The organism is Cupriavidus sp. GW822-FHT06G04 (assembly GCF_058799075.1).
On record NZ_JBXALD010000002.1, the window covers coordinates 504,245 to 525,790 of the forward strand.

Sequence of the window (21,546 nt, forward strand, 5' to 3'; positions counted from 1 at the left end):
TTCACCGCATTCACGCGCCTTCGCGCGCGACCGCAAATGGGCCGCTCAGCGGTCCGCCGGCGCGCGCGGCGTGCGGCTTTTGCCGCGCACCAGTTTCCACAGCCCGCCCAGCACCAGCGGCACCACGGCCGCGCCGATCCCGGCCAGCACGATCAGGTTCAGGTACTGCTTGATGAACGGCAGGTTGCCGAAGAAATAGCCCGCGAACACCAGTCCGAACACCCACGCAGCGGCGCCGATCACGTTGAACATCTGGAAGCGCGCAAACGTCATCTGCGAGACGCCCGCCACAAAGGGCGCAAACGTCCGCACGATCGGGACAAAACGCGCCATCACCAGCGTCTTGCCGCCGTGACGCTCATAGAAGTCATGGGTTTTGCGCAGTGCGTTCTGATCCAGAAAACGCCAATGCTGTTCAAACACCTTGGGGCCCACCCAACTGCCGACGAAGTAATTCACCGTGTTGCCGGTCACCGCGGCCGCGAACAGCAGGCCACACAGCACCCATTCGTTCATCGCGCCTGTCGCGCACATGGCGCCCGCAATGAACAACAGCGAATCGCCGGGCAGGAATGGCACCACTACCAGGCCGGTTTCGGCGAAAACGATCGCAAACAGGATGCCGTAGACCCAGACGCCGTAGTCCAGGACGAACTGACCCAGAAATTTGTCGACATGCAGAACCATGTCGATAAGCTGCAAAGCGGTATCCAAGATTGTCCCCACGTAATGAAGGTCCACATCATACAAGAGCCATTCGCGGAAACTCGTTACGTTCCTGCAATCCTTGTGACGGAAACGTGTCTGGCCGCACGTATAATCGCCGCATGCCTGCCGACGCCAAACCCGCCAGCCTCCGCACCGCCCAGCCCGGGCGCCCAATCCGCCCTCTGCCCGACCAACTGATCAGCCAGATTGCCGCTGGCGAAGTGGTGGAACGGCCGGCGTCGGTCGTGAAGGAACTGCTCGAAAATGCGCTCGATGCGGGGACCACGCAACTCGGCGTGCGGCTCGAAGAAGGCGGCGTGCGCCGTATTGTCATCACCGATAACGGCTGCGGCATCCCCGCCGACGAACTGCCCGTCGCACTGATGCGCCACGCCACCAGCAAGATCGCGTCGCTGGACGAACTCGAGTCGGTGCTGACGCTCGGATTTCGCGGCGAGGCGTTGGCGTCGATTGCATCGGTGTCGCACCTCGTCCTGACCAGCCGCACCGCCGATGCGCCTCACGCGACGCAAATCAGCGCCGATACCGGACACCTGCAGCCGGCGTCGGGCGGCGTGGGCACGATGATCGACGTGCAGCACCTGTACTTCAACACGCCGGCCCGCCGAAAATTCCTGAAGTCCGAGCAGACCGAACTGGGCCACTGCCTCGAAATTATCCGCCGCGTGGCGCTGGCGCGGCCCGACGTGACGATCTCCGTTCACCATAACGGCAAGCCGCTGGAACACTGGAATGCCGGCGATGTGTCGGCGCGCACGGCGCAAGTGCTGGGCAGCGACTTCGCGCGCGCGCGACTGGCGCTGGACGAGCAGGCCGACGCGCTGCACCTGTACGGCTTTGCCGGACTGCCCACTGCCTCGCGCGGCCGTCCGGACCAGCAGTATTTCTTCGTCAATGGCCGCTTCGTGCGCGACAAACTGCTCACCCATGCGGTGCGCAGCGCCTACCAGGACGTGCTGCACGGCGATCGTTTCCCATCCTACGTGCTGTGCCTGGACCTGCCGCCCGAACTGGTCGATGTGAACGTCCATCCGTCGAAGATCGAAGTGCGCTTCCGCGAGTCGCGCGCCGTGCATCAGTTCGTCTACCACGCGGTGCAGCGATGCCTGGCGCGGCAGGCCGGCGAGCAAGGCGACAGCCTGCATTCAGATACTGGCGACGGCGCCGGCATCGCGCCGCGGCCTGGAGCCAGTGCGTCCGGCGTCGCCAATGCCGCGCCGCAATGGATCAACTATTCCGCCGGACGCCAGTCCGAACTTGGCATCGCCCAGCCGCGCCAGGCTTACCTTGGCATGGTGCGCGACGCCACGGGGGGCCCGTCTTCGAATGCGCCACGCACCTGGCAGCCATCGTCGCAACCGCCGGCGTGGCTGGCCGACGCGGCGGCCGCGCGCGCCGACGAACCGCCCAGCCTGCTCGACCGCTTGCCGGCGCGCGTCTCCGCGCTGCCCGACGCAAGCGACGAGGCGAGCGACGACGACCATCCGCTTGGCTACGCGATCGCCCAGTTGCACGGCATCTACGTGCTGGCGCAAAACGCGCGCGGACTCGTACTGGTCGACATGCACGCCGCGCACGAGCGCATTCTGTACGAGCAGATCAAGGCCGGTCTGGACGCGCGCGAACTCGCCGTGCAGCCGCTGCTGATTCCGGTCACGCTGCCGGCCAGCCCGGTGGAAGTCGGTGCGGCCGAGGAACATCAGGAAACGCTGCAGTTGCTGGGTTTCGACATCGCCCCGGTGTCCCCAACCACGCTCGCGGTACGCGCCATTCCGGCGCTGCTCAAGCAGGCCGATGCCGAAGCGCTGGCGCGCGACGTGCTGCGCGACCTGCAGTCTTTTGGCGGCTCGCGCGTGCTGGCCGAGCGCCAGAACGAACTGCTCGCCACGCTGGCCTGTCATAGCGCAGTGCGCGCCAATCGCAAGCTCACGCTCGAAGAAATGAATGCGCTGCTGCGCCAGATGGAACAGACCGAACGCGCCGACCAGTGCAACCACGGACGGCCGACTTGGGTCCAGCTGACGGTGACCGAACTCGATCGCCTGTTCCTGCGCGGCCAATAGGCGCGCTGCGCACTGCTCCGACGATGTCGCCGCAAACCTCCGCCTTCCCGCCCGTCGTCTGCCTGCTCGGCCCGACCGCCTCCGGCAAGACCGCTGCCGCGCTGGAGCTGGCCGCGCGCAAACCGGTGGAGATCATCAGCCTGGACTCCGCGCTGGTCTATCGCGACATGGATATCGGCACGGCCAAGCCGACGCGCGCCGAACTGGCCAGCGTGCCGCATCACCTGATCGACATCATCGATCCGGCCGACAGCTACTCCGCCGCGCAGTTCGTGGCCGATGCCGAGCGACTGATCGACGAGATCCGCGCGCGGCAATGCACGCCGCTGATCGTCGGCGGTACGATGCTCTATTACAAGGCGCTGACGCAGGGCCTGAACGATTTGCCGCAGGCCGATGCGTCGGTGCGGGCCGAACTCGATGCGCTGGCCGCCGAGCGCGGCTGGCCGGCCCTGCACGCGATGCTGGCCGAAGTCGATCCCGTCACGGCCGCGCGCCTGGCGCCCAACGACGCCCAGCGCATTCAGCGCGCGCTGGAAATCCATCGCCTCAGCGGGCAGCCGATGTCGACGCTGCTGGCCCGGCAGGCGGATTCGCGCACGTTTACGGGAGCCGCCGACGCGCGCTTTCGCGTGATCGCGCTGGAGCCCTCCGATCGCGCCGTGCTGCATGCCCGCATTGCCGAACGTTTCGACGCGATGCTCAACGGCGGCCTGATCGAGGAAGTCCAGGCACTGCGCGCGCGCGGCGACCTGCACCTTGGGCTGCCGTCGATGCGCTGCGTCGGCTACCGCCAGGTCTGGGAATTCCTCGACGGCACCTGCAACGTCGTCGACATGCGCGAGCGCGGCGTGGCGGCCACGCGCCAGCTCTGCAAGCGCCAGCTGACATGGCTGCGCAGCACGCCGGAACGCATCGCCGTCGATTGCCTGGCGCCCGACTACGTGGCGCAGGTGGCCCGCGCCGCGGGCTGGTGATCGCACGACATGTGAACGATAATCGTCGCTCACATTTTCCGATGCACACCGCGATGACTGCCTTCTCGATCCGCCCCGCCACGCCCGACGACAGCGCCACGCTGTTTCGCCTGATCTCGGATCTGGCCGAATACGAAAAACTCACGCACCTGGTGGAAGCCACGCCGCAGAAGATCCGCGACGCGCTGTTTGGCGCCACGCCGCATGCCGAGGCCGTGATCGTGGAAGTCGAACAGGATGGCGCCAGGCATGCCGTCGGCTTCGCGCTGTTCTTCCACAATTTTTCGACGTTCCTGGCCAAACCGGGCCTGTATCTCGAAGACCTGTTCGTCGAGCCGGCCTGGCGCGGTCACGGCCTGGGCAAGGCGCTGCTGCAGCATCTGGCCGCGATTGCGGTGGAACGCGGCTGCGGCCGCTTCGAGTGGTCGGTGCTCGACTGGAACCAGCCGTCGATCGACTTCTATCGTGCGATGGGCGCCGATGTCATGCCGGACTGGCGGATCTGCCGGGTCACCGGCGACGCGCTGACCCAGCTCGGCAGCCAGCCGTAACGGCGCAAATCCGCCGCTCGCAAAAACAAAAAGCCCGATCTCGACGATCGGGCTTTTGCTTGCGGCAGTTAGGCGATGGCGCTCAAACCACCACGGTCTGCGCCTGGCCTTCCTGACGTTGCTGGATCTCACCGATTTGCCACACGGCTTCACCGGCGGCCTGCAGGTGACGGATCGCGCGTTCGGCGTCTTCCTTCGCCACGATCACGACCATGCCGATGCCGCAGTTGAATACGCGATGCATTTCGGCGTCGGCCACGCGGCCCTGCGACTGGAGCCACTGGAACAGCGGCGGCAGCGTCCAGGCGTCCTTCTGGATCACGGCCGTGAGGGTGTCGCCCAGCACGCGCGGCACGTTCTCGGTCAGGCCGCCGCCGGTAATGTGCGCCATGCCCTTGACCGGCAGCGTTTCGATCAACGACAGCAGCGGCTTCACGTAGATGCGGGTCGGCGCCATGATGGCGTCCTGCAGGCGCTGGCCGTGGAAATCGGCGTTCAGGTCCGGCTTGGCCACGTCGATGATCTTGCGCACCAGCGAATAACCATTGGAGTGCGCGCCCGACGAGGCCAGGCCCAGCACCACGTCGCCCGGCTGGATCGTAGTGCCGTCGATGATCTTCCTCTTTTCCACCGCGCCGACCGCAAAGCCGGCCAGATCGTATTCGCCATCGGGGTACATGCTCGGCATTTCGGCGGTTTCGCCGCCGATCAGCGCGCAGCCGGCCAACTCGCAACCATGGGCGATGCCCTGGATCACGGTGGCGGCGGTGTCCACGTCGAGCTTGCCGCAGGCGAAGTAGTCGAGGAAGAACAGCGGCTCGGCACCCTGCACCAGAATGTCGTTCACGCTCATGGCGACCAGATCCTGGCCCACGGTGTCGTGGCGGTTCAGCTGGAAGGCCAGCTTCAGCTTGGTGCCCACGCCGTCGGTGCCAGAGACCAGCACCGGCTCCTGGAACTTCTTGGAAAGTTCGAACAAGGCGCCGAACCCGCCGATGCCGGCCATCACGCCTTCGCGCATGGTGCGCTTGGCAAACGGCTTGATGCGGTCGACCAGTGCGTCGCCGGCATCGATGTCAACACCGGCATCGCGGTAGGAAAGGCCTGCCTGGCCGGCGGTCGGGGATGCGCTCATGAGAACCTGCTTGTCTTTGAGGAGGTGAAGTGTGGAAATCGGCGCATTTGAACAACGCTTCCCGGGGCGGTGAGGCCAATCGGGCGCGGAGAGCGGACGCGACTCCAGTAAAATCGCGATTTTAACGGATACAGGCTCCCGGCGACCAGTGATCGGCGGACGAATCCATCTGCCCCACTGCCAACCCATGACCCGCCGGCCCCTCCGATGACCGCTCCGCTGCTTTCGCAAGACTCCAAACGCATCCTGTTATGGATAGCCGTGGCCATCGCGCTGTTCGCCCTGGTCCTGACCCTGGCCGTGGTGGCGGCGCTGTTGCAGTTTGGTAACTGGTACGGGCTTGGCGCGGTGGCAGTGGTATATGGCATCCGCCAATTTGTGGAAAGCTTCCACCTGACGCCGCGCCTGGTGGGCGAGCGTATTGGCCTGCATCCGCTGGTTGTGATCTTTGCGCTGCTCGCGTTCGGGCAGCTGTTCGGCTTTTTCGGCGTGCTGCTGGCATTGCCGACTTGTGCGGTGCTGCTGGTCGGCGCGCGTCAGCTGCGACGCGTTTACCTGGGCAGCGACTTGTATCGTCACCAGATCGGGTGCGTCTTCAGCAGGCACGTTTCGCGCAAGTAACGGATTCGTCATGTCATCGCGTCAAAGTCATAAGCAGCTGTCGCTCGAACTGGGCAGCCCGCCGCCATCCACGTTCGAGAACTTCTTCGTGGCCGCCAACCGCGAGCCCGTGCAGCGGCTGCGCGAACTGCCCGTGGCGCTGGCGCGCGAGCAGGCCAACGACCGGTTGATCTACCTGTGGGGCGAAGTCGGCTCGGGGCGCACGCACCTGTTGCACGCGGTGTGTGACGCTGCGCTGCACCTGGGACTGAACTGCCGCTATCTGAGCCCGCACCATGCGCTGTCCGATTTCATCTTCGACCCGTCGTGCCAGGTCTATACCGTCGACGACGTCGAACTGCTGGACGAAGCGCGTCAGATCGCGGTGTTCTCGCTGTATAACGAGGTGCGCGCGCACGTGCGATGCGCCATCGTGGTGGCCGGCGGGCTCGCTCCGCGCGCCATGCCGGTGCGTGAAGACCTGCGCACCCGGCTCGGCTGGGGCCTGGTCTACCAGCTTGAATCGTTATCCGACGAAGACAAGATGGCGGCACTGCTGCAGGCCGCCCGCGAACGCGGCCTGCAGCTGTCGCCCGAAATTCCACACTGGCTGGTGACGCGCCACTACCGCGACATGCCGAGCCTAATGGCCTTGCTCGATGCACTGGACATGTACTCGCTCGAGCGCAAACGGGCCGTGACGCTGCCGCTGCTGCGCGAAATGTTTGCCGAATTCCGCGAGTAGCGCGGCACCGCAACCGGGAGCTGGCATGCATGCCGCTCCGCTCACGCCGGGCGCCCACGACCGCCCCCGGCACCTTAATGTAAAATCGCGCCCCATGAATCTGGCACTGTTTGACCTCGACCACACCCTGATCCCGACCGATAGCGACCACGAATGGGGCCGCTTCCTGGTCCGCCTTGGCGTTGTCGACGAGGAATCGTACCGTCGCAAGAACGACGAGTTCTATACCCAATACAAGGCCGGCACGCTCGATATCCAGGCGTTCCTGCGCTTCGCGCTCGCCCCGCTGGCGGCCAATCCGCGCGACCGGCTGGACCAATGGCGCGTGCGCTTCATGCATGAAGTGATCGAACCCGTAATCACGCCGCAGGCCCGCGCGCTGGTGTACAAGCACCTCGAAGCAGGCGACCTGTGCGCCGTGGTGACCGCCACCAACAGCTTCGTGACGTCGCCGATCGCCCAGGCCTTCGGCATCAAGCATCTGATCGCCACCGAGCCGGAAACCATCGACGGCAAGCCCGAAAGCGCGTTCACCGGCGAAGTGGCCGGCGTGCCGAGCTTCCGCGAAGGCAAGATCACGCGCGTGGACAGCTGGCTCAAGAGCATGGGTGCGAAGTGGGACGACTTCGGCAGCACCACGTTCTACAGCGACTCGGCCAACGACCTGCCGCTGCTGGAAAAGGTCAGCGAGCCAATCGCCGCCAATCCCGACGACCGCCTGCGCAACCATGCGGCCGCGGCCGGCTGGCGCATCATGGACCTGTTCTGACGTGATCAAGAAGCTCATCAATCGGCTGCTGGGCAAGCCCGGGCCCAAGCAACGCCGCGCCGGCCGCGCCCACATGCCGCGCATCGTCGCCGTGGACGAACACCGGATCGACCCGAGCCTGATTTCCCGCAACGCGGTCAAGGTCACTTCCACGCTGCAACAGGCCGGCTATCAGGCGTTCATCGTCGGCGGCGCGGTGCGCGACCTGCTGCTTGGCATCAAGCCCAAGGATTTCGACGTAGCCACCAACGCCACGCCAGAACAGGTGCAGGCGCTGTTCCGCCGCTCGCGCATCATCGGCCGCCGCTTTCAGATCGTGCACGTCACGTTCTACGGTGGCCGCGAGCAGGAAATCATCGAAGTCTCGACGTTCCGTGCGCTGGTGGACGCCATCGCCAGCGAAACGCTGCCCGAAGGCCGTCGCCTGAAACGCGCCGAACTGGACAGCAAGACCCATGCGATCGACGCCAGCGGCCGCGTGCTGCGCGACAACGTCTGGGGATCGCAAGCCGAGGACGCAGAGCGCCGCGATTTCACGATCAACGCGATGTACTACGATCCGGCCGCGCAAACCGTGCATGACTACCATCACGGCATGGAGGACATCCGGGCGCGCACGCTGCGCATGATCGGCGATCCGGTCACGCGCTACCGCGAGGATCCGGTACGGATGCTGCGCGTGGTGCGCTTTGCCGCCAAGACCGGCTTCGGCATCGACGAGCAGACCCGCGAACCGATTCACGAACTGGCGCCGCTGATCCATAACGTGCCGAGCGCGCGGCTGTTCGACGAAATGCTCAAGCTGCTGATGTCGGGCCACGCCTGGGCGTCGCTGCAGGAACTGCGCAAGGCCGGGCTGCACAAGGGCCTGCTGCCGCTGCTCGACGTGGCCATCGAACAGCCGATGGGCCAGCGCTTCGTGCAACTGGCGCTGGACAACACCGACCGCCGCGTGCAGGCCGGCAAGCCGGTGTCGCCGGGCTTTCTGTTCGCCTCGCTGCTGTGGCACCACGTGCTGCAGCACTGGACGAAGCTGCGCGAGGCCGGCGAGCACCCGATTGCCGCGCTGAACACGGCGATGGATATCGTGCTGGAAAGACAGACCGGCCAGTTGGCAATCCAGCGCCGCTTCGTCACCGATATGCGCGACATCTGGGGCATGCAGCCGCGTTTCGAAAAGCGTGTCGGCCGCATGCCGTTCCGGCTGCTGGAATCGCCGCGCTTCCGCGCCGGCTACGATTTCCTGCAACTGCGCTGCGAAGCCGGCGAGCAGCCGGCCGAACTGGGCCAGTGGTGGACCGACTTCCAGAACTGTCCGCCGGACCAGCGCGAAGCGCTGATCGAAGCGGCCCGCGGGCCGCGCGGCAAGGGTGGTGGCAAGAGCGGCAGCAAGGCGGCGGGCGACGCCGACAGCGGCAACCAGGAAGATGCCGAGACCCACGAAGGGGATGCGCCGGCACGCAAGCGCCGTCGCCGACGCGGTCCGCGGAAATCGGATACAGTGTCTTCCCGCAGCGAGGCGGGTTCGGCGGAATCAGCGGCAGAGGGTCAGCCGCAGCCAGGACCGCGCCGCGCCAAGCCGGAGGAATAACATGACGCTAGCCTTCATCGGCATCGGCGCCAATCTGGGTGATGGGCGCCAAGCCTTGAAAGACGCGATCGTATGCCTGGCACAGCATGCCGGCATCACGGTGCTCGCCAAATCTTCGTTCTATCGCACGGCGCCAGTGGACGCCACGGGCGACGACTACTTCAATGCGGTGGTCAAGCTGCAGACGACGTTTTCGGCGCCGCAACTGCTACGCATCTGCCATCACATCGAAGACCAGTTCGGACGCGAGCGGCCGTTTCGCAACGCGCCGCGCACGCTGGACCTGGACCTGCTGCTGTATGGCGACGCGTCGATCAACACCGAGATTCTGACCGTGCCGCATCCGCGCATGACCGAGCGCGCGTTCGTGCTGGTGCCACTGCTGGAGCTTTCCCCGGCTATCGAGATTCCCGGCGCAGGCCGCGCCGCCGATTATCTCGCCGGCGTGCAGAATCAGCGTATCGAGAAGATTTCCTCATGCAAATGCACACGCCTGCAGGAAGGCGGCACGCCGGCGTGAGCACGCGGCCCATCTGAGCCATGCTCGATCACCTGCGCCGCATCGTCGTGGAAGGCCCGATCGGGTCCGGCAAGGCGGCGCTGGCCCAACGCCTGGCGCAGCATCTGCGCGCTGGCGAACTGCCCGACGGCGCCCGTCACAATCCATTTCTCGAACGTTTCTATCGCGATCCGCAACGCTATGCGTTGCCGATGCAGCTGGCCTGCCTGCACCAGCGCGCCACGCAGCTGCAGCAATGGCACGCGGCGATGCTGGCCGGCCAGCGCATGATCGCCAATTTCCTGCATGCCCGCGACCGGCTCTATGCGTCGCTGACGCTCGAGGCCGACGAGCTGGCGCTCTACGACGCGCTGGCCGCGCACCTGCAGGCGCCGCAGCAGCGCGTCGATCTGGTGATCATGCTGCAAGCCACGCCGTCGCTGTTGCGCGAGCGCATTGCGCGGCGAGGACTGCCTGGCGAAACCAGCATCGACGAACAGTATCTGCAAAGGCTGACTGACGCCTACGGCGAACTGTTTCATCGCTACGACGAAGCCCCGGTGCTGATCGTCGATACCGCGCATTTCAATCCGGTGGACAACGACGGCGATTTCCGTACACTACTGTCGCGCATCGAGAACATGCGAGGCCGCAAGGCATTCCTGAATCTCGCCGCATCCTGAACTGCCCCGAAGACACGCCGAAGGTCTCACGGCAGCACAACACACGATAACGACAACGGCCGGCCGCCGAAGCTTTTTCGTGCGAGCCACGGTCGCTACTCCTACGGGCACTGCCATGAGCTACCTTCTCGATCCCTCCCGCAAGACCGTCACCATCCCGAAGCTGCAAGCCATGCGCGACGCCGGCGAAAAGATCGCCATGCTGACCGCGTACGATTCCAGCTTTGCCGCGCTGCTCGACTATTGCGGCGTCGAAATGATCCTGGTTGGCGATTCGCTCGGCAACGTGATGCAGGGCCAGCAAACCACGCTGCCCGTGACGCTGGAACACATGGCGTATCACACCGAATGCGTGGCGCGCGGCAACCAGACCGCGTTGCTGGTGACGGACCTGCCGTTCGGCACCTATCCGACGCCCGAGAAGGCGTTCGAAAGCGCGGCGACGGTCATGCGCGCCGGTGCGCAGATGGTCAAGCTCGAAGGCGGCGAATGGCTGGCGCCGATCGTGAAATTCCTGGTCGAGCGCAGCATCCCGGTGTGCGCGCATATTGGCCTGACGCCGCAATCGGTGCATGCATTTGGTGGATTCAAGGTACAGGGCAAGACCGAGGCCGGTGCGGCGCAGCTCAAGCGCGATGCGCATGCGCTGCAGCAGGCCGGCGCGCAGGTCGTGCTGATGGAAGCCGTGCCGGCCAAGGTGGCGGGCGAAGTCACCGCGCTGCTGACGGTGCCGACCATCGGCATTGGTGCTGGCGTGGACTGCTCGGGTCAGGTGCTGGTGCTGCAGGACATGCTGAACATCTACCCGGGCCGCAAGGCGAAGTTCGTGCGCAATTTCATGGACGGCCAGCCGTCTATCGAAGCGGCCGTGCGCGCCTATGTCGCGGCAGTCAAGGACGGCAGTTTCCCAGCCATCGAACACACCTTCGCAGCCTGACCGGGCCGCGCCGATCCGGGACCGATCTCCGGCGCGATATGCGGACCGCCTCTGCCGCAGCGGCAGGGGCGCGCGGCCTCAGCGATCGATGCGCAATTGCGCGCGCAACGTGCCGCGCAACGCATTCGCAATCACAATCGCCTGCGCTCGCAACAACATTTTGCGCGTGATCGTCGCCTCGACAACGGGACCGTCGACCAGCGCATCGCCCTCCTCGATCACCACGGCGCGCATCACGCCCGGCAGGATGTCGGCCGACAGCGGCGGCGTCAGCCACTGACCCTCTAGCTTGACGAACACCGAACTGCGCCCGCCTTCGAGCAATTCATCGCGCGTATTGAAGAACAGGCAATCGAACGCGCCATTGCGTTCAGCCGCCTGCCAGCCGTGATCGAACACCGCGCGCACGCTGATCTTGTGGCGGCGCAACGGATCGACCACGGCCAGCCGTATCGGCGCCAGTTCCACCGCGACTGGCGCATCTTGCAACGGCACGAGCGCGCCCGAGGCAAACGCCAGCGCGCCGCGTTTGTCGACATTCATGCGCAGGCGCCAATCGCCGTCGCCCAGGCGCGCGGCTTCGGCCTGTAACGCGGCGCGCGCCGCGGGCAGGTCGAGCGCAAAGCCAAAACTGCGGCACGATTGCGCGATGCGCCGCAGATGCCGTTCCCGGTGCAAGACTGCCCCGTCGCGCGCATGCATGGTCTCGAACAATGCGAATCCCGGATCATGCCCGGTAAGAAACCGCGCCTTCCATCCGCACTCGGCGAATTCGTCGTCGGCGATGCTGTCGTAGACGATACCGCCGCCGACGCCCATTTCGCCACGCCGCAGGCCGTCGGCGCCCCGCGGCGCGAGCACCAGCGTGCGAATCGCCACGGACATGCCAAACGGGCCAAGCCGTGCGCCGTCGCGCGGTGCATCGAGCCAGCCGATCGATCCGGTGTAGAGGCCGCGCGCAGATGTCTCCAGCTCGGCGATGATTTGCATCGTGCGACGCTTGGGTGCGCCCGTGATCGACCCGCACGGATAGAGGGCCCGCATCACGTCGGCAAACGAGGTCTCGGGACGCGCCGTGGCCACCACCGTCGACGTCATCTGCAACACACGCCCGAACGGCTCGACGACGAAGCGGTCGGGCACGGCCACGCTGCCGGGCGTCGCGATACGTCCAAGATCGTTGCGCAGCAGGTCGACGATCATCACGTTTTCGGCGCGATTCTTGGCGTCGGCCGCCAGCAGCTTGGCCGCCCGCGCATCGGCCTGCGGGTCGCCGCTACGCGGCGCGGTGCCTTTCATCGGGCGCGCCACCATGCGCCCATGGCCGTCGTGTGCCACGAACAGTTCCGGCGACAGCGACAGCACCCAGTGATCGCCCGGCAATTGCGCCAGCGCGCCGAACGGCACCGGTTGCGCCGCGCGCAATGCCGCATAGAACGTCACCGGATCGCCGAACGCATCGAAGCGCAGCCGCTGCGTAAAGTTGACCTGATAGGTGTCGCCAGCGGCGATGTAGTCGCGGATCCGGGCGATGGCATCGGTGTACTGCTGGCGCGACAGGTTTGCCGCGATATCGAGCACGCCGGCCGGCCCCGTCGACGCCTGCGCGTCTATCCACTGGCGCGCCTGCGCGGCATCGAGCATGGTCAGCGAGCGGAACCAGAACAGGCGCAGCGCGCCGTCATGGAAAGGCAGGCGCTCGTCGGCATGCATCGGCGCGCCCACCAGCGGGCCGCCAAATTCGTACGGTGCGAACAGCGTGACGTGCAGGCCGTCGCGCCAGCCGTCGGCCAGCAACGCGTCGAGCACGGCCGGCTCGGTGCCGGCGGGCACCACGTCCTGGCGCACGAAATCGCTATACAGGCGCGATGCGGCAACGCCCGGCGCGTGCGCGTCGTCGAGCAGGACAAAAGGGGAATTGGTACGGGACGGCAGGACCACGATCGGCAGAGGCAGACTGGATACATCAAGCCCGCATTATCGCCGCGTCGCCCATAAAAAAACGGCCACGTTGCTTTCACGTGGCCGTTTTCATTGTCCCGCTCGGGAACCTTGCGCAATGGAGCGCTCGCTTAACTGAAGAAGCTCTTCACCTTGTCGAGCCAGGATTGCTCCTGCGGGCTATGGCGCGATCCGCCCTCGTGCACCGAGCGATCGAACTGGCGCAGGATTTCCTTCTGCGCATCGGTCAGCTTGACCGGCGTTTCCACATTCACGTGCACGTAGAGGTCGCCGGGATAGCCCGAGCGCACACCCTTGATGCCCTTGCCGCGCAGGCGGAACGTCTTGCCACCCTGCGTGCCTTCGGGCACCGGGAAAGACGCCTTGCCGCCCAGCGTGGGCACTTCCAGCTCGCCGCCGAGCGCCGCCGTGGCGAACGAAATCGGCATCTGGCAATGCAGGTCGTCGCCGTCTCGTTCGAACACCTCGTGCGGCTTGATGTGAACCTCGACGTACAGGTCTCCGGGCGGCCCGCCGTTGATGCCGGGCTCGCCGTTGCCCGACGAACGGATCCGCATGCCTTCGTCGATACCGGCCGGAATCTTTACCTCGAGCGTCTTCTGCGATTTCAGCTTTCCTTGGCCGTGGCACTTGGTGCAAGGCTTCGGAATGAACTTGCCGCTGCCGTGGCACTTCGGACACGTCTGCTGCATCGTGAAGAAACCCTGCGACACCCGCACCTGGCCCACGCCATTACAGGTTGGGCAGGTTTCCACCGACGAACCGGGCTCCGCGCCGTTGCCGTGGCAATGGTCGCAATCGTCCCAGTGCGGCACGCGGATCTGCGCCTCGTGGCCATGCGCGGCCTGCTCCAGCGTGATTTCCATGCTGTAGCGCAGATCGGCGCCGCGGTACGCCTGCGGACCATTGCCGCGGCGTCCGCCGCCAGCCGCCTGGCCGAAGATATCGCCAAAGATGTCGCCGAATGCTTCGGCAAAGCCGCCGCCGCCGAATCCGCCGGCGCCAAAGCCGCCAGCCATGTTCGGATCCACGCCCGCGTGGCCGTACTGGTCGTAGGCAGCCTTTTTCTCGGGGTCGGAAAGCATCTCGTAGGCTTCCTTGACCTCCTTGAACTTCTCTTCGGCTTCCTTGTTGTCCGGATTGCGGTCCGGGTGAAACTTCATCGCAAGCTTGCGATACGCCTTCTTGATCTCGTCGTCGCTCGCGTTCTTGCCTACCCCGAGCACTTCGTAGTAGTCACGTTTTGCCATGGTGGCTCATACCTGATTGGCCCGGCGGGTCACGGAATACCCGCCGCGCGATAAGCAAAAAAGCCGAGCGCGGTGTCCGACCGTGGTTTTCACCTTGAGTCAGACCACCGTCGCCCGGCGTCGGGAACGGGCGGCGGCGCCGGCTATCCCGGCGCCGCCGCCCCCTTCCCGCTTACTTCTTGTCGTTGACTTCCTTGAATTCGGCATCCACGACGTTGTCGTCCTGCGGCTGGGCCTGCTGCTGGCCGCCCGCGGCGCCGGCGCCAGGTGCGGCGCCCTCGCCAGCCTTGGCCTGCATCTCGGCGTAGACCTTCTCGCCCAGCTTCTGGCTGACTTCGGACAGCGCAGTGACCTTGGCGTCGATCTCGGCCTTGTCGCCGCCGCGTGCGGCGTCTTCCAGTTCCTTGATCGCCGATTCGATCTTGTCCTTCTCGCCGGCCTCGAGCTTGTCGCCATGCTCGGTCAGCGCCTTGCGCGTCGAGTGGATCAGCGCATCGGCCTGGTTGCGGGCGTCAGCCAGCTCGCGGGCCTTCTTGTCTTCCTCGGCGTTGGCCTCGGCGTCCTTAACCATGCGCTGGATCTCGTCTTCCGACAGACCCGAATTCGCCTTGATCGTGATGCGGTTTTCCTTGCCGGTGGCCTTGTCCTTCGCGCCGACGTGCAGGATGCCGTTGGCGTCGATGTCGAACGACACCTCGATCTGCGGCGTGCCACGCGGCGACGGCGGAATGCCTTCCAGGTTGAACTCGCCCAGCAGCTTGTTGCCGCTGGCCATCTCGCGCTCGCCCTGGAACACCTTGATCGTCACGGCCGGCTGGTTGTCGTCGGCGGTCGAGAAGACCTGGGCGTGCTTGGTCGGGATGGTCGTGTTCTTGGTGATCATCTTGGTCATCACGCCGCCCAGGGTTTCGATACCCAGCGACAGCGGCGTCACGTCCAGCAGCAGCACGTCGGTACGATCGCCCGACAACACCGAACCCTGGATCGCGGCACCCACGGCCACGGCTTCGTCCGGGTTCACGTCCTTGCGGGCTTCCTTGCCGAAGAACTCGCGCACCTGTTCCTGCACCTTGGGCATGCGGGTCATGCCGCCCACCAGGATCACGTCGTCGATGTCGCTGACCTTGACGCCCGCATCCTTGATGGCGGTGCGGCACGGCTCGATGGTGCGCGTGATCAGGTCTTCGACCAGCGCTTCCAGCTTGGCGCGCGTGATCTTCAGGTTCAAGTGCTTCGGACCCGAGGCGTCCGCCGTGATGTACGGCAGATTGATTTCGGTCTGCTGCGAGCTCGACAGTTCGATCTTGGCCTTTTCGGCCGCTTCCTTCAGGCGCTGCAGGGCCAGGACGTCCTTCGACAGATCGACGCCCTGTTCCTTTTTGAACTCGGCAATGATGTAGTCGATGATGCGCTGGTCGAAATCTTCGCCGCCCAGGAAGGTGTCGCCGTTGGTCGACAGCACTTCGAACTGCTTTTCGCCGTCCACGTCGGCAATTTCGATGATCGAGATATCGAACGTGCCGCCGCCGAGGTCATACACGGCAATCTTGCGGTCGCCCTTCTCGTTCTTGTCCATGCCGAACGCGAGCGCGGCTGCGGTCGGTTCGTTGATGATGCGCTTGACGTCCAGTCCGGCGATGCGGCCGGCATCCTTGGTGGCCTGGCGCTGCGAATCGTTGAAGTAGGCCGGCACCGTGATCACGGCTTCGGTCACGGGCTCGCCCAGGTAGTCCTCGGCGGTCTTCTTCATCTTGCGCAGCACTTCAGCGGAAACCTGCGGCGGGGCAAGCTTCTGGTCGCGCACGCCAACCCAGGCGTCGCCGTTGTCGGCCTTGACGATCGCGTACGGCATCAGGCCGATGTCCTTCTGGACTTCCTTTTCCTCGAACTTGCGGCCGATCAGGCGCTTCACCGCGTACAGGGTGTTGCGCGGATTGGTCACCGCCTGGCGCTTGGCCGGGGCCCCGACCAGGATCTCGCCATCTTCCATGTAGGCGATGATCGACGGCGTGGTACGCGTGCCTTCCGAGTTTTCAATGACTTTCGGCGTGTTGCCTTCAAGGACCGACACGCAGCTGTTGGTGGTACCGAGGTCGATACCGATGATCTTACCCATAGTGTTCTCTCCTATTGAGCCCTGTCTCTCTGTCAGGGACTGCAATTTCAACCTGAGTGCGAAATGTGGCCGGACCGGGCCATTTCAAGGGCGAATCACGCTTTTCCGAGTAATTTCCTCGGTTTATCGCCTGCGCGCGCGATCCAGCCAAAAAGTTATCGATAAATCACTGCAATCATGTGCGTTCGCGCTGCCATAGCACGTCGGTGCCGCCGCTCGCGCGATTGAGCACCCGGGCCAGCACGAAAAGCAGATCGGACAGCCGGTTCAGGTACTGGCGCGGCGCCTCGTTGAGCGCCTCGGCGGCGCCCAGTTCGACCAGCGCGCGTTCAGCGCGCCGGCATACGGTGCGGCACACATGCGCCTGGGCGGCCGCGCGGCTGCCGCCTGGCAGAATGAACTCGGCCAGGCGCGGCAGGCTGGCGTTGTAGTGTTCCAGCCAGGCGTCGAGCTGCGCTACCTGAGGCGTCTTGAGCAGCGTGAAGCCGGGGATCGACAACTCGCCGCCCAGATCGAACAGATCGTGCTGGATGTCTAGCAAGGCGCCGCGCACGTCCGCCGGCAGGTCCGGCTCGGTCAGCAGCAGGCCGATATGGCAATTCAGTTCGTCCACATCGCCGATGGCGGCGATACGCAGGCTGTTCTTGCCGACGCGGCTGCCGTCGCCGAGCCCGGTGGTGCCGGCGTCGCCGGTGCGCGTGGCAATCTTGGACAGGCGGTTGCCCATGCCGGTCTCCTCATTTTGTTGATCGACTGCGAAGTGGCGCAATTATGGACCGCTTCGGGCGTGCCATGGCCGTTAATCGGCGCGCGATCCGCGGTGGCGCGCCAGTCCTGTGACGCGGGCGCCCAAGCCGGCCGTAGAATAGCGGCATTCCACTGCATACAGAGCCATACGGCCCGCCGGAGACCCGCATGAACCACCCCACCCCCGCATCAGCGCTGGCGCGCCGTCCGTTTCCCACCCAACTGGCCGACGCCCTGGCGGCCCGCTTCGGCGAGCGGTATTCCACCTCGCACGGCGTGCGCGAGCACCATGGGCGCGACGAATCGCCATTTCCACCCGCGCTGCCAGACGCCGTGGTGTTTGCCCACAGCACCGAAGAAGTGGCCGAACTGGCCCGCTTGTGCAACGCCCACCGCGTGCCGCTGATTCCGTATGGCGCCGGATCCTCGCTGGAAGGCCATCTCCTGGCCGTGGCCGGCGGCGTGAGCCTGGACCTGTCGCAAATGAACCGCGTGCTGGCCGTCCACCCCGAAGACCTGACCGTGACCGTCCAGCCGGGTGTCACACGCAAGCAGCTGAACCAGGAAATCAAGGACACCGGCCTGTTCTTCCCGATCGATCCGGGCGCCGATGCGTCGCTGGGCGGCATGTGCGCCACACGCGCGTCCGGCACCAACGCCGTGCGCTACGGCACCATGCGCGAGAACGTGCTGGCGCTGACCGTGGTGACCGCCGACGGCCGCGTCATCCGCACCGGCACCAACGCCCGCAAGTCGTCGGCCGGCTACGACCTGACGCGCCTGTTCGTGGGCAGCGAAGGCACGCTCGGCATCATCACCGAGGTGACGGTGCGCCTGTACCCCCAGCCCGAGGCGATTTCGGCGGCGGTTTGCGCGTTCCCCAGCATGGGCGATGCGGTGCGCGCGACGATCCAGACCATCCAGCTTGGCGTGCCCGTGGCGCGGGTCGAATTTGTCGACGCGCTGGCGATCCGCGCCATCAATCGGCACGACAATCTCACGCTGCCGGAAATGCCGCATTTGTTCTTCGAATTCCACGGCACCGAGGCCGGCGTACGCGAGCAGGCCGAGACCGTGCAGGAAATCGCTGCGGAACATGGCGGCCAGGGCTTCGAATGGGCCACCCGTCCCGAAGACCGCTCGCGGCTCTGGAATGCGCGCCACACGGCGTACTTTGCGATGCTGCAGCTCAAGCCCGGATGCAAGTCCGTCACTACCGACGTATGCGTGCCGATTTCGAGACTGGCCGACTGCGTGACGGAAACGGAAAAGGACCTTAACGCATCGTCGCTGCCCTGCCCGATCGTCGGACACGTCGGCGACGGCAATTTCCACGTGGCGATTCTGGTCGACCCGGACCAGCCCGCCGAAATGGCCGAAGCCGAGGACATCAACCGCCGCATCGTGCAGCGCGCGCTGGCGATGGGCGGCACATGCACCGGAGAACACGGCGTGGGGCTGCACAAGATGGGCTTTCTGGCGCAGGAACATGGCGAGGACGCGCTGGACCTGATGCGCGCCATCAAGGATGCGCTCGATCCGAACCATATCCTGAACCCGGGCAAGATCTTCAACGCCACGCGCTGAGGCACCGGTCATGGCATCGGCCTTTCATCGCGTCCCGCCGCTGCACCTGCTGATTGCATTCGAATCGGCGGCGCGGCTCGGCAGCTTCGCGCGCGCCGCCGAGGAACTTTCGGTCACGCCCAGCGCGGTCTCGCACCGGATCAAGAACCTTGAGGAACTGTGGGGCGAAGACCTGTTCGTGCGCTCGAACGCAGCGCTGCGGCTGACCGCGGCCGGCATGCGCTACCAGCGCAATGTGGAGGACGCGCTCAAATCGCTCAACGAACTGGCGCGTCCTGAATACAACAAGCTGCGCGCGCGCCTGCGCGTGGCCATTCCGCCCACGTTCGGCCGCCAGCACCTGGTGCCGCGCCTGCCCGAGTTCACGGCGCTGTATCCGCATATCGACCTGGAACTGCACCTGGCCGTGCCGTTTCTCGATGTGAAGGCGGAAGACACCGATCTGGAAATCCGCTATGGCACCGGCCGGTATCCGGACCTGAAGACGACCCGGCTGCTGGTCGAGCCCGTGTTTCCGGCATGCGGCCGCGAATACTACGAGCGCGTGAACGGTTTCGCCATCAAGCGGCCCGACGACCTGCACAACCTGACGCTGCTGCGCAGCCCGCTGGAGCCTTGGCGGCCCTGGTTCGAAACCGCCGGGCTGGACTGGCCCGAACCGCAGACCGGCGCGCAGTTCAACGATATCGGCCTGATGCTCGAAGCCATCGTATCGAACCAGGGCGTGGGGCTGGTGCGCCAGCGCATGGCGCGGCAGTGGCTGGCCGCGGGACAGATGATCAAGCTGCTCGATATCGAATCGGTCTCGCCGCACGGCTACTACATCGTCGAACGCGAACAGGCGCCGCTGATGCCCGAAGCGCGCTATTTCATTGACTGGCTGCTCGGGCTGGACTGGTAGCGCCGCAGCCACTACGCTGGAACTGGCCGTCCGCGCCCGGCATGAACCATTTTGATCGGGTTGCCATGCCGAATTCACGCGCCCTGGCACGCGCGTGGCCAATTGCCTGCGCTATAGTCTGCCGTCCCGGCCGTGCGTGAAGGCGACGCGCGGCGCCCGGTCCGTCACAGGAGTAGCTGCCATGAACGCCCCGCAAGACGCCCACACCGTTGCCGGTGCATCCACCGAAACCCGCCGCACCGCGCTGCTGGCGCGGCTGGCCGACATCCTTCCCGAATCGGCCGTGCTGTGGAAGGCCGAAGACACCGTGCCCTATGAGTGCGACGGACTGGCCGCGTATCGGCAAGTGCCCGACGCCGTGGTCCTGCCCAGCACCGAAGAGCAGGTCTGCGCGGTGCTGCGTCTGTGCCATGAACTTGGCGTACCAGTGGTGCCGCGCGGATCGGGAACCAGTCTTTCGGGCGGCGCCATGCCGATTGCCGGCGGCCTGGTGCTGTCGCTGGCCAAGTTCAAGCGCATCCTGTCGGTCGATCCCTATTCGCGCACGGCCGTGGTCCAGCCCGGCGTGCGCAACCTGGCGATCTCCGAGGCCGCGGCGTCGCACAACCTCTACTACGCGCCCGACCCTTCATCGCAAATCGCCTGCTCGATCGGCGGCAACGTGGCAGAGAATTCGGGCGGCGTGCATTGCCTGAAATACGGCCTGACCGTGCACAACGTGCTGCGCGTGCGCGCGGTGACGATGGAGGGCGACGTGGTGGTATTCGGGTCCGAAGCGCCCGACGCGCCCGGGCTCGATCTGCTGGCCGCGCTCATCGGCTCCGAAGGCATGCTGGCCGTGGTAACCGAAGTCACCGTGCGGCTCATTCCCAAGCCGCAACTGGCGCAAGTCATCATGGCCAGCTTCGACGACGTCGAAAAAGGCGGCAATGCCGTGGCTGACGTGATCGCCGCCGGCATCATTCCTGCCGGACTCGAGATGATGGACAAGCCCGCCACGGCCGCCGTCGAGGAATTCGTCAAGGCCGGCTACGACCTCGACGCCGCGGCGATCCTGCTGTGCGAATCCGACGGCACGCCCGAGGAAGTGGCCGAGGAAATCGGCCGCATGAGCGAAGTGCTGCGCGCGTCGGGCGCCACGCGCATCACCGTGTCGCAAAGCGAAGCCGAACGCCTGCGCTTCTGGAGCGGCCGCAAGAATGCCTTCCCCGCGGCGGGCCGCATCTCGCCCGACTACTACTGCATGGACGGCACGATTCCGCGCAAGCATATCGGCACGCTGCTCAAGCGCATCGAACAGATGGAGCAGAAGTACGCGTTGCGATGCATCAACGTGTTCCACGCCGGCGATGGCAACATGCACCCGCTGATCCTGTTCGACGGCGCTGACGCCGACCAATGGCACCGCGCCGAACTATTCGGCGCCGACATTTTGGAAACCTGTGTGGAACTGGGCGGCACGGTGACCGGCGAACACGGCGTCGGCGTAGAAAAACTCAATTCGATGTGCGTGCAGTTCTCGCGCGCCGAATGCGAGGCGTTCTTCGGCGTGAAGGCGGCGTTCGATCCGGCGCGGCTGCTGAATCCGGACAAGGCCATTCCCACGCTGGCACGCTGCGCCGAATACGGCAAGATGCACGTGAGCCGCGGACTGCTGCCGCATCCCGATCTGCCACGTTTCTGACCCGTTTCCGATCCACACAC

At 65.5% G+C, this 21,546-nt stretch carries 18 protein-coding genes and 1 pseudogene; 13 read left to right on the forward strand and 6 right to left on the reverse strand.

From position 1 onward, the window contains the following. Nucleotides 1–45 precede the first annotated feature (45 nt). Nucleotides 46–702, reverse strand: coding sequence for a VTT domain-containing protein (locus tag AC1RKI_RS06330; RefSeq protein WP_200898970.1), 657 nt, complete (start codon nucleotides 700–702; stop codon nucleotides 46–48). Nucleotides 703–827: 125 nt separating this feature from the next. Between AC1RKI_RS06330 and mutL the strand changes: the two genes are divergently transcribed. From mutL to AC1RKI_RS06345, 3 genes are read left to right on the forward strand one after another with little or no spacing between them, the layout of a single operon-like run. Beyond that, the gene (gene mutL / locus AC1RKI_RS06335) at nucleotides 828–2,792 is read left to right on the forward strand and encodes a DNA mismatch repair endonuclease MutL (protein ID WP_492794462.1); all 1,965 of its coding nucleotides are present in this window, start codon (nucleotides 828–830) and stop codon (nucleotides 2,790–2,792) included. A gap of 23 nt (nucleotides 2,793–2,815) precedes the next feature. Beyond that, complete coding sequence (gene miaA / locus AC1RKI_RS06340) at nucleotides 2,816–3,769, forward strand: tRNA (adenosine(37)-N6)-dimethylallyltransferase MiaA (protein ID WP_492794460.1); 954 nt, start codon at nucleotides 2,816–2,818, stop codon at nucleotides 3,767–3,769. 53 nt (nucleotides 3,770–3,822) lie between these two features. After that, entirely contained in the window at nucleotides 3,823–4,320 is a 498-nt protein-coding gene (locus AC1RKI_RS06345) for a GNAT family N-acetyltransferase (protein ID WP_341248147.1), read from the forward strand. Between the two features lie 82 nt (nucleotides 4,321–4,402). Here the strand turns inward: AC1RKI_RS06345 and purM are convergent, their stop codons facing one another. Then, nucleotides 4,403–5,455, reverse strand: a complete 1,053-nt coding sequence (purM, locus tag AC1RKI_RS06350; protein ID WP_490714828.1) for a phosphoribosylformylglycinamidine cyclo-ligase — start codon at nucleotides 5,453–5,455, stop codon at nucleotides 4,403–4,405. Nucleotides 5,456–5,731: 276 nt separating this feature from the next. Between purM and AC1RKI_RS06355 the strand changes: the two are divergent. The 7 genes and pseudogenes from AC1RKI_RS06355 to panB form a co-directional block, all read left to right on the forward strand. Then, nucleotides 5,732–6,076 (forward strand): annotated as a pseudogene (locus AC1RKI_RS06355) (AI-2E family transporter); the annotation flags it as partial. Nucleotides 6,077–6,086: 10 nt separating this feature from the next. Further along, complete coding sequence (hda, locus tag AC1RKI_RS06360) at nucleotides 6,087–6,800, forward strand: DnaA regulatory inactivator Hda (RefSeq protein WP_061952926.1); 714 nt, start codon at nucleotides 6,087–6,089, stop codon at nucleotides 6,798–6,800. 94 nt (nucleotides 6,801–6,894) lie between these two features. After that, entirely contained in the window at nucleotides 6,895–7,569 is a 675-nt protein-coding gene (locus AC1RKI_RS06365) for a histidinol-phosphatase (RefSeq protein WP_061952928.1), read from the forward strand. Nucleotide 7,570: 1 nt separating this feature from the next. Beyond that, the gene (gene pcnB / locus AC1RKI_RS06370) at nucleotides 7,571–9,160 is read left to right on the forward strand and encodes a polynucleotide adenylyltransferase PcnB (protein ID WP_061952930.1); all 1,590 of its coding nucleotides are present in this window, start codon (nucleotides 7,571–7,573) and stop codon (nucleotides 9,158–9,160) included. A gap of 1 nt (nucleotide 9,161) precedes the next feature. Further along, on the forward strand, nucleotides 9,162–9,680 hold the full coding sequence (gene folK, locus AC1RKI_RS06375; protein WP_061952932.1) for a 2-amino-4-hydroxy-6-hydroxymethyldihydropteridine diphosphokinase: 519 nt from the start codon (nucleotides 9,162–9,164) through the stop codon (nucleotides 9,678–9,680). 20 nt (nucleotides 9,681–9,700) lie between these two features. Then, nucleotides 9,701–10,342 carry a deoxynucleoside kinase gene (locus AC1RKI_RS06380; protein WP_227458963.1) on the forward strand — a complete coding sequence of 214 codons (642 nt, stop codon included), beginning with the start codon at nucleotides 9,701–9,703 and terminating at the stop codon, nucleotides 10,340–10,342. Nucleotides 10,343–10,457: 115 nt separating this feature from the next. Beyond that, the gene (gene panB / locus AC1RKI_RS06385; protein ID WP_061952936.1) at nucleotides 10,458–11,279 is read left to right on the forward strand and encodes a 3-methyl-2-oxobutanoate hydroxymethyltransferase; all 822 of its coding nucleotides are present in this window, start codon (nucleotides 10,458–10,460) and stop codon (nucleotides 11,277–11,279) included. 78 nt (nucleotides 11,280–11,357) lie between these two features. On the opposite strand, the gene pabB is transcribed toward panB, so the two are convergent. The 4 genes from pabB to AC1RKI_RS06405 form a co-directional block, all read right to left on the reverse strand. After that, complete coding sequence (pabB, locus tag AC1RKI_RS06390; RefSeq protein WP_492794455.1) at nucleotides 11,358–13,220, reverse strand: aminodeoxychorismate synthase component I; 1,863 nt, start codon at nucleotides 13,218–13,220, stop codon at nucleotides 11,358–11,360. Nucleotides 13,221–13,351: 131 nt separating this feature from the next. Continuing rightward, complete coding sequence (gene dnaJ / locus AC1RKI_RS06395) at nucleotides 13,352–14,491, reverse strand: molecular chaperone DnaJ (RefSeq protein ID WP_061952938.1); 1,140 nt, start codon at nucleotides 14,489–14,491, stop codon at nucleotides 13,352–13,354. Between the two features lie 172 nt (nucleotides 14,492–14,663). Further along, nucleotides 14,664–16,607: a molecular chaperone DnaK gene (gene dnaK, locus AC1RKI_RS06400; protein WP_061952940.1), complete on the reverse strand. Its 1,944-nt coding sequence runs from the start codon at nucleotides 16,605–16,607 to the stop codon at nucleotides 14,664–14,666. A gap of 175 nt (nucleotides 16,608–16,782) precedes the next feature. After that, nucleotides 16,783–17,334: a cob(I)yrinic acid a,c-diamide adenosyltransferase gene (locus tag AC1RKI_RS06405; protein WP_061952943.1), complete on the reverse strand. Its 552-nt coding sequence runs from the start codon at nucleotides 17,332–17,334 to the stop codon at nucleotides 16,783–16,785. A 188-nt stretch (nucleotides 17,335–17,522) separates the two neighbouring features. Between AC1RKI_RS06405 and AC1RKI_RS06410 the strand changes: the two genes are divergently transcribed. From AC1RKI_RS06410 to AC1RKI_RS06420, 3 genes are all read left to right on the forward strand, one after another. Further along, on the forward strand, nucleotides 17,523–18,941 hold the full coding sequence (locus AC1RKI_RS06410; protein ID WP_227458960.1) for an FAD-binding oxidoreductase: 1,419 nt from the start codon (nucleotides 17,523–17,525) through the stop codon (nucleotides 18,939–18,941). 10 nt (nucleotides 18,942–18,951) lie between these two features. Further along, nucleotides 18,952–19,842, forward strand: a complete 891-nt coding sequence (locus AC1RKI_RS06415) for a LysR substrate-binding domain-containing protein (RefSeq protein ID WP_490714825.1) — start codon at nucleotides 18,952–18,954, stop codon at nucleotides 19,840–19,842. A 181-nt stretch (nucleotides 19,843–20,023) separates the two neighbouring features. Then, on the forward strand, nucleotides 20,024–21,526 hold the full coding sequence (locus AC1RKI_RS06420; protein ID WP_061952949.1) for an FAD-linked oxidase C-terminal domain-containing protein: 1,503 nt from the start codon (nucleotides 20,024–20,026) through the stop codon (nucleotides 21,524–21,526). The last annotated feature ends 20 nt before the right edge of the window (nucleotides 21,527–21,546 follow it).

Bases quoted from the DNA above. Each gene is read 5' to 3' on its own strand.
- mutL (WP_492794462.1), top strand. From the start codon at position 828: ATGCCTGCCGACGCCAAACCCGCCAGCCTCCGCACCGCCCAGCCCGGG.
- miaA (WP_492794460.1), top strand. From the start codon at position 2,816: ATGTCGCCGCAAACCTCCGCCTTCCCGCCCGTCGTCTGCCTGCTCGGC.
- AC1RKI_RS06345 (WP_341248147.1), top strand. From the start codon at position 3,823: ATGACTGCCTTCTCGATCCGCCCCGCCACGCCCGACGACAGCGCCACG.
- purM (WP_490714828.1), bottom strand. From the start codon at position 5,455: ATGAGCGCATCCCCGACCGCCGGCCAGGCAGGCCTTTCCTACCGCGAT.
- hda (WP_061952926.1), top strand. From the start codon at position 6,087: ATGTCATCGCGTCAAAGTCATAAGCAGCTGTCGCTCGAACTGGGCAGC.
- AC1RKI_RS06365 (WP_061952928.1), top strand. From the start codon at position 6,895: ATGAATCTGGCACTGTTTGACCTCGACCACACCCTGATCCCGACCGAT.
- folK (WP_061952932.1), top strand. From the start codon at position 9,162: ATGACGCTAGCCTTCATCGGCATCGGCGCCAATCTGGGTGATGGGCGC.
- AC1RKI_RS06380 (WP_227458963.1), top strand. From the start codon at position 9,701: ATGCTCGATCACCTGCGCCGCATCGTCGTGGAAGGCCCGATCGGGTCC.
- panB (WP_061952936.1), top strand. From the start codon at position 10,458: ATGAGCTACCTTCTCGATCCCTCCCGCAAGACCGTCACCATCCCGAAG.
- dnaJ (WP_061952938.1), bottom strand. From the start codon at position 14,491: ATGGCAAAACGTGACTACTACGAAGTGCTCGGGGTAGGCAAGAACGCG.
- dnaK (WP_061952940.1), bottom strand. From the start codon at position 16,607: ATGGGTAAGATCATCGGTATCGACCTCGGTACCACCAACAGCTGCGTG.
- AC1RKI_RS06405 (WP_061952943.1), bottom strand. From the start codon at position 17,334: ATGGGCAACCGCCTGTCCAAGATTGCCACGCGCACCGGCGACGCCGGC.
- AC1RKI_RS06410 (WP_227458960.1), top strand. From the start codon at position 17,523: ATGAACCACCCCACCCCCGCATCAGCGCTGGCGCGCCGTCCGTTTCCC.
- AC1RKI_RS06415 (WP_490714825.1), top strand. From the start codon at position 18,952: ATGGCATCGGCCTTTCATCGCGTCCCGCCGCTGCACCTGCTGATTGCA.
- AC1RKI_RS06420 (WP_061952949.1), top strand. From the start codon at position 20,024: ATGAACGCCCCGCAAGACGCCCACACCGTTGCCGGTGCATCCACCGAA.